This window comes from Dolichospermum sp. LEGE 00246 (assembly GCF_015207865.1).
Classification (GTDB): domain Bacteria; phylum Cyanobacteriota; class Cyanobacteriia; order Cyanobacteriales; family Nostocaceae; genus Dolichospermum; species Dolichospermum heterosporum.
The window spans coordinates 1-5,727 of sequence record NZ_JADEWA010000357.1; the positions used below are offsets into that span (position 1 = coordinate 1).

Sequence of the window (5,727 nt, forward strand, 5' to 3'; positions counted from 1 at the left end):
CCTTTAGATAGATATAAATAAGTTGGGAATATTTTTATTCAAACTAAATAATGATTACTATATACAAAACCAAATAATTGATGCTCCGTTATACTAGAACCATATTGCTGTATTGTATAATCAGTTAAGTCTCAACCTTTTAATCATCCTGCACTGAGATTTTCAGTAAATTGATGTAAATAATTCCATATACAAACTACAAAAGGCAGCTAAAATGAGTATCCGCGCACTATTGTTAGTAAATAGTAATTCCCGTCAAGGACAAGAACGTTACCAAGAAGCGATAAATTGTTTAAATAAATTGGGTTTAGAGATAATTACAGAATCTACAGAACACCCACATCAATTAGGTGATTTGATTCGGCATTATCAACAAGAAATAAATTTGGTAATTGTGGGTGGTGGTGATGGTACACTTAATGCTGCTATTGAGGCGATAGTTGAGACTCAATTACCTTTGGGTATTTTACCATTAGGAACTGCTAACGACTTAGCAAGGACTTTAGGAATTCCTAACTCTTTAATAGAAGCGTGTCAAATTATTGCTTCTGGAAAGTTACGCAGGATTGATTTAGGTTCTGTAAATGGCAAATATTTTTTTAATGTGGCTAGTTTGGGGTTAAGTGTAAAAATTACTCAACAATTAACTAAGGAAATTAAACGCCGTTGGGGTATATTTGCTTATGCGGCAATTGCATTGCAAGTAATTTGGAAATCTCGCCCTTTTAGTGCAGAAATTCGCATGAATGATGAATCAATTTATGTTAAAACTGTGCAAATTGCTGTGGGTAATGGTCGCTATTATGGTGGGGGGATGGCCGTAGTTCACGATGCGGCTATAGATGATCAAAGGCTGGATCTTTATAGCTTAGAAATTGATCATTGGTGGCAAATTCTGCCTTTGCTGCCGGCTATGCGTCAAGGACGACATATTCATTGGCAAAATGTTCGCGCCCTGGAAGGTCAGGAAATCACAGTATACACTCGCAGGCCCCATTCTATTAATACAGATGGAGAAATCACCACCCATACTCCGGCTGTGTTTCGGGTTGTTCCTCAAGCGATCGCTGTTTTAGCACCCTAACTATCATCTTAAACTATGATTTACCTGATTCATCTGATTTATTTGATGATATCTTGACTATTATTTATGTAATTAAACAGCAGGTTGCCAGTCAACGAGGTAAAAAATCAACATCAAAACTCCTATCTGTCAACAAGTAAGCATCTAGAGGGGTTCACTCCTCAATTTTGCTGTATTATAGGAATCACAAAAATCATTAAAATCATAGCTATGAATTTACGCTTTTCTCAAGAAATTAAATCTCTTTTAGAACGTTTAAGTGAACAGCCGCTAACTTTAGGTGATATCCTCGCAGAAACTTCTGAACGGGGGTTTAGCTTGGTAATCACATTACTAGTATTACCTTTTTTATTTCCTATGCCTCCAGGCGTGACTAGTCCTTTAGGTGGTACTTGTTTATTATTATCATTGCAAATGGTTTTAGGAAGAAGAACGCCTTGGCTACCCAAAAAAATTGCTAATTATAAATTTCCCAACGCTTTCGCTAAAATCATCTTACAAAATCTGCGTCGTGTTACCAGGATATTAGAAAAAATTGCCCGTCCCCGATTACAAAAAGTCGCTAATCATGCTTGGATTTGGCGATTTAACGGGCTGTGCATCTCTTGGTTAACAATATTATTAATTTCCCCCATTCCTTTTACCAATCCTATTCCGACTGTGGGAATTTTACTTTTAGCCGTTGCGACCATTGAATCGGATGGTTTACTAATGTGTATTAGCTATATTGCTACTCTTTTAATTACTATACTATTTGGTTTTATTGGTTATGCCCTATGGTTAGCCCCCAATTTACTGCCTGCTATTTTCAAAGAAAATTTTTGACATTTCCCATGATATGTTGCTAGGATAGAAATCCCAAAGCCAAGAAAAACCCCCAGCTAAAAGCCGAGGGTAATGGTTTAATTAAGGTGCATCTACTATTTGAGTATCCATTGCCTGTCTTCCTCCATCCGGATAGTTTGGGTGGAACTTTGATTTTTCTATGCTGCTAAACTACCAGATTCCCGACTTCTTAAAGAAGTCGGGGATCTAAATTAATTAATTTAATTCTCTCGTAAATTGTACCACCCGTACCAATGTAGCACGGCTAACCATGCGGCTGATAGTAACCCAGCAATACTCAAGGTTAAGCCAGTAAAAGGAATTAATAACCCAAATACAGGTAAAACAACTCCAGAGATTGTACAAATAATTGCTGCTAAAGAAACACGGCGATTTGTACCTAAACCATAACTTAAAGCTAATAAAATTAGTGCCATCATCAACCAAGCTAATTCAGCATTAATTACCCGTGACAGATAGGTTAGTGTTAATAAACAAGCAAAGAAAATGCCTCCAGCAATGGCGACATTTTTCAAAGTCATGGGTAGGGATAAGTACAGCAGCAATATCCACCATAAAAACAAAGCCGGTGCTAACAACAACAACCGGGGAATAATGCCATTTTTCCCAATAGGTTTAGTGCTAGTAAAGACACCAAAAGGATTTTTTACAGCCACATTTTCGGCAAAAGTCCAAGTGAATTGAGTGCTTTTGTCATCAACTTTAATATCATCAGGAGTAATCCCACTGGCAAAATCAGCATTATTAAAATTAGCGATCGCCACCAGCCTAAATTGCGAAAGTAACTGATTTGCGGCACTATAAACCCAGCGAGGACCACCATCGGCTTTATAGGTAACTTTAAAAATAGTTTCTTGTCCCGGTTCTAAGCGAAAAGGAAAACTATAATCATCGTTATTTGTTTGTTTTAGTCTTGTCCCATCCCGTTCTACTTTGTAACCGCGCAGGATAAAAGAACCATTAGGGGGTGGTACTTCCAAGAGAAAACTATTAATATTACTCAGTTGGTTAATAACTTTGTAATTAGCTGTATAGTCTGTCTGATAAATAGAACTACGATTTTGGACATCTACACTTTGATTAATTTTAACTTGAATTTCTGAACTTGCTAAAGCTAGGTAACGAGTAACTTTTTGTTTGTCATTAACTTTGACTATTTTTCCATTAACTTGGGTAGTATAAACATAAGGTTCTTCAGTAACGTAGCGAATTTGGGGAGAAATTTGTTCGAGTTTATCACCTGCTACATTAGCCGCAACTTGAGAGACTTTTGCCTGTTCCCAATCATGGTAACGATTGCTTAAAGTTGAACACAAAAAAAAGCCAGTTACTAACAAAATTAAAATTAAAGCTAAATGCTGTAATCCTTGCAATAATTGGGAGTAACGAATTGACCATTGACCGAAAAAAACCGCTTGTTCGGTCCCATATCTTCGCAGAGAAAAACTAATTAGGGCAATTGCCACTCCCAAGGCTATAATTAAAAAAAATAATAATAGTGAACTTTGGAGTAATTGAGTACCAAATTGCAGTAATTCCTGGGGATGTGTTAAATCAGGTAAACCAGGAATACCTTTAGCGTCAATAGACATAATGGATATTTGGGTAGTTTTTACAATATGACAGATTTGATACCACAAAAGTTGCTAGTTAGATAGTTTATTCTGGTAATAGGTAGTGGGTAATTGGTAATTGGTAATTATCCCCATGCCCCCTCCATTCTGTTCTCTATTTTCGGAAATAATACTAAGATATGGCGATCGCTATTGATTTTGGCACAAGTAACACAGTTATCACTCGTTGGAATCCTGTTACTCAACAAGCAGAAACCCTAAATCTGCCTGGGTTATCAGCGCAACAATTCCTCAACCCACCACTGATACCCAGCTTAGTTTATGTAGAAAATGCCAGTGCGGAGACAATTATAGCTGGACAACAGGTATGTGATCGCGGTTTAGATATAAAAACTGATCAAAGATTTTTCCGTAACTTTAAACGCGGTATCGGTGCAGATATTCAGGGTTTTTTACCAGAACTGGATGGTAAAAACATTACCTTTGAACAAGTAGGACAATGGTTTTTAAGCCAAGTAATTGCCGAATTAGCCATCCTGGAAGGGAACATAGATTCTTTAGTTTTAACTGCACCTGTAGACAGCTTTGAAGCCTATCGTTATTGGTTAGGGAAAGTTTGTCAATCACTACCCGTCGCACAAATACGAATGTTAGATGAACCCACCGCTGCGGCTTTGGGGTATGGTTTAGCAGATCAAGGAACTCTCTTGGTTGTTGACTTTGGTGGAGGAACATTAGATTTGTCTTTGGTAAGCTTAGATCAGGGGAAACAGGCTAAAACCAAACCTTTAGGATTTCTCCTTAAATGGGGTGATAAAACTCTAGGTGAAGATTCTAAACAAAAGCCTAAAACAGCCCGTGTATTAGCTAAAGCAGGGCAAAATCTCGGCGGAACTGATATTGATAATTGGATAGTAGATTATTTTGCAAAAACCCAGGGATTACCAGTTAGTTCTCTCACCGCACGACTCGCGGAACGAGTGAAAATTCAGTTATCTACTCATGATCAAGCTAGTGAAGTTTATTTTAATGATCAAACTTTTGAAAGTTATGAAATGGATCTTGATCGTTACACCTTTGAAAATATCTTGAAAGAAAACGGATTTTTCGATAAGCTGCATGATTCAATGATGACATTACTACAGCAAGCGCGACGCTATGGCATAGAAATTGATGATATTAATGCAGTATTATTAGTTGGTGGAACTGTACAATTACCAGTGGTGCAGACATGGATAGAAAAATATTTTAAACCAGAAAAAATCCGTCGTCGTCTGCCTTTTGAAGCGATCGCTCATGGTGCATTACAAATCACCCAAGGCATAGAAATTAAAGACTACCTTTATCATAGCTATGGTGTGCGTTATTGGAATCGCCGTAATCAAGGTCATAGCTGGCATCCTATCATTAAAACCGGACAACCTTACCCCATGACTCAACCCGTAGAATTAGTCTTAGGCGCTTCCGTAGACAATCAACCCAGCATTGAGTTAATTATCGGGGAATTAGGTGCAGAAACAGGTGCGACAGAGATATACTTTGATGGCGATCGCTTAATTACTCGTCAGCTTGATACTCGTGTAACTACCGTTAAACCCCTGAATGATACTGTAAATGCCAGTAAAATCGCCAAACTCCAACCTCCAGGATTTCCCGGCAGCGATCGCATTAAAATCTATTTTCAAGTAGATGAACAACAGTTTTTAAGAATCACAGTTAAAGACTTATTAACCAACAACACCTTAGTAGAGAATCAACTTGTGGCACAATTAAGTTGAGTATAGCGGTTTTTGTCCAGCGCTATACAACAGAGGGCGAAAATTACACGCTTCTGCAAGATTAATGAGTAAAATTTACGATAACTCATTTTTAGTCAGCTTTTTAGATACCCAGCTAATAATACCACTAAGTAACGCACCGCCCATCAATATACCAATAGCGGGGTTAAATACTGGTATCCACAGTTGGTGCCACAAATCTAATCCCAGGTTTATTCCAGAAGCATCACCAATCACGGCTATCACAAGCCACCCAAAACCAAAAATTACTAGGAAAACATCAGCAACTAATATGAAATTAAGCCAGTTTAATAATTTGTCTTTCATTTTGATTAGTTAGTTGTCAGTTGTCAGTTGTCCATTGTCCGTTGTCCGTTGTCCGTTGTCCGTTGTCCGTTGTCATCAGTAAAATTCCGTTCCCCCTACTCCCCCTACTCCCCTACTC

5 protein-coding genes are annotated in these 5,727 nt (G+C 37.8%); 3 read left to right on the forward strand and 2 right to left on the reverse strand.

Annotated features, from left to right (window positions below; translation table 11 throughout):
- The first annotated feature begins 214 nt into the window (after window positions 1–214).
- Together IQ228_RS19570 and IQ228_RS19575 are read left to right on the forward strand one after the other, a co-directional pair.
- A complete protein-coding gene (locus tag IQ228_RS19570) occupies window positions 215–1,084 on the forward strand; it encodes a lipid kinase (RefSeq protein WP_193964034.1) in 870 nt (289 codons plus the stop codon).
- 210 nt (window positions 1,085–1,294) lie between these two features.
- Window positions 1,295–1,909, forward strand: coding sequence for an exopolysaccharide biosynthesis protein (locus tag IQ228_RS19575; RefSeq protein ID WP_193964036.1), 615 nt, complete (start codon window positions 1,295–1,297; stop codon window positions 1,907–1,909).
- 221 nt (window positions 1,910–2,130) lie between these two features.
- On the opposite strand, the gene IQ228_RS19580 is transcribed toward IQ228_RS19575, so the two are convergent.
- On the reverse strand, window positions 2,131–3,522 hold the full coding sequence (locus tag IQ228_RS19580; RefSeq protein ID WP_193964038.1) for a hypothetical protein: 1,392 nt from the start codon (window positions 3,520–3,522) through the stop codon (window positions 2,131–2,133).
- A 161-nt stretch (window positions 3,523–3,683) separates the two neighbouring features.
- On the opposite strand from IQ228_RS19580, the gene IQ228_RS19585 reads away from it, so the two are divergent.
- Window positions 3,684–5,282 carry an Hsp70 family protein gene (locus IQ228_RS19585; protein ID WP_027403628.1) on the forward strand — a complete coding sequence of 533 codons (1,599 nt, stop codon included), beginning with the start codon at window positions 3,684–3,686 and terminating at the stop codon, window positions 5,280–5,282.
- Window positions 5,283–5,357: 75 nt separating this feature from the next.
- On the opposite strand, the gene IQ228_RS19590 is transcribed toward IQ228_RS19585, so the two are convergent.
- On the reverse strand, window positions 5,358–5,609 hold the full coding sequence (locus IQ228_RS19590) for a hypothetical protein (protein ID WP_027403629.1): 252 nt from the start codon (window positions 5,607–5,609) through the stop codon (window positions 5,358–5,360).
- Window positions 5,610–5,727: the final 118 nt, after the last annotated feature.

Coding starts and splice junctions, on each gene's coding strand:
- IQ228_RS19570 (WP_193964034.1), top strand. CDS start 215: ATGAGTATCCGCGCACTATTGTTAGTAAATAGTAATTCCCGTCAAGGA.
- IQ228_RS19575 (WP_193964036.1), top strand. CDS start 1,295: ATGAATTTACGCTTTTCTCAAGAAATTAAATCTCTTTTAGAACGTTTA.
- IQ228_RS19580 (WP_193964038.1), bottom strand. CDS start 3,522: ATGTCTATTGACGCTAAAGGTATTCCTGGTTTACCTGATTTAACACAT.
- IQ228_RS19585 (WP_027403628.1), top strand. CDS start 3,684: ATGGCGATCGCTATTGATTTTGGCACAAGTAACACAGTTATCACTCGT.
- IQ228_RS19590 (WP_027403629.1), bottom strand. CDS start 5,609: ATGAAAGACAAATTATTAAACTGGCTTAATTTCATATTAGTTGCTGAT.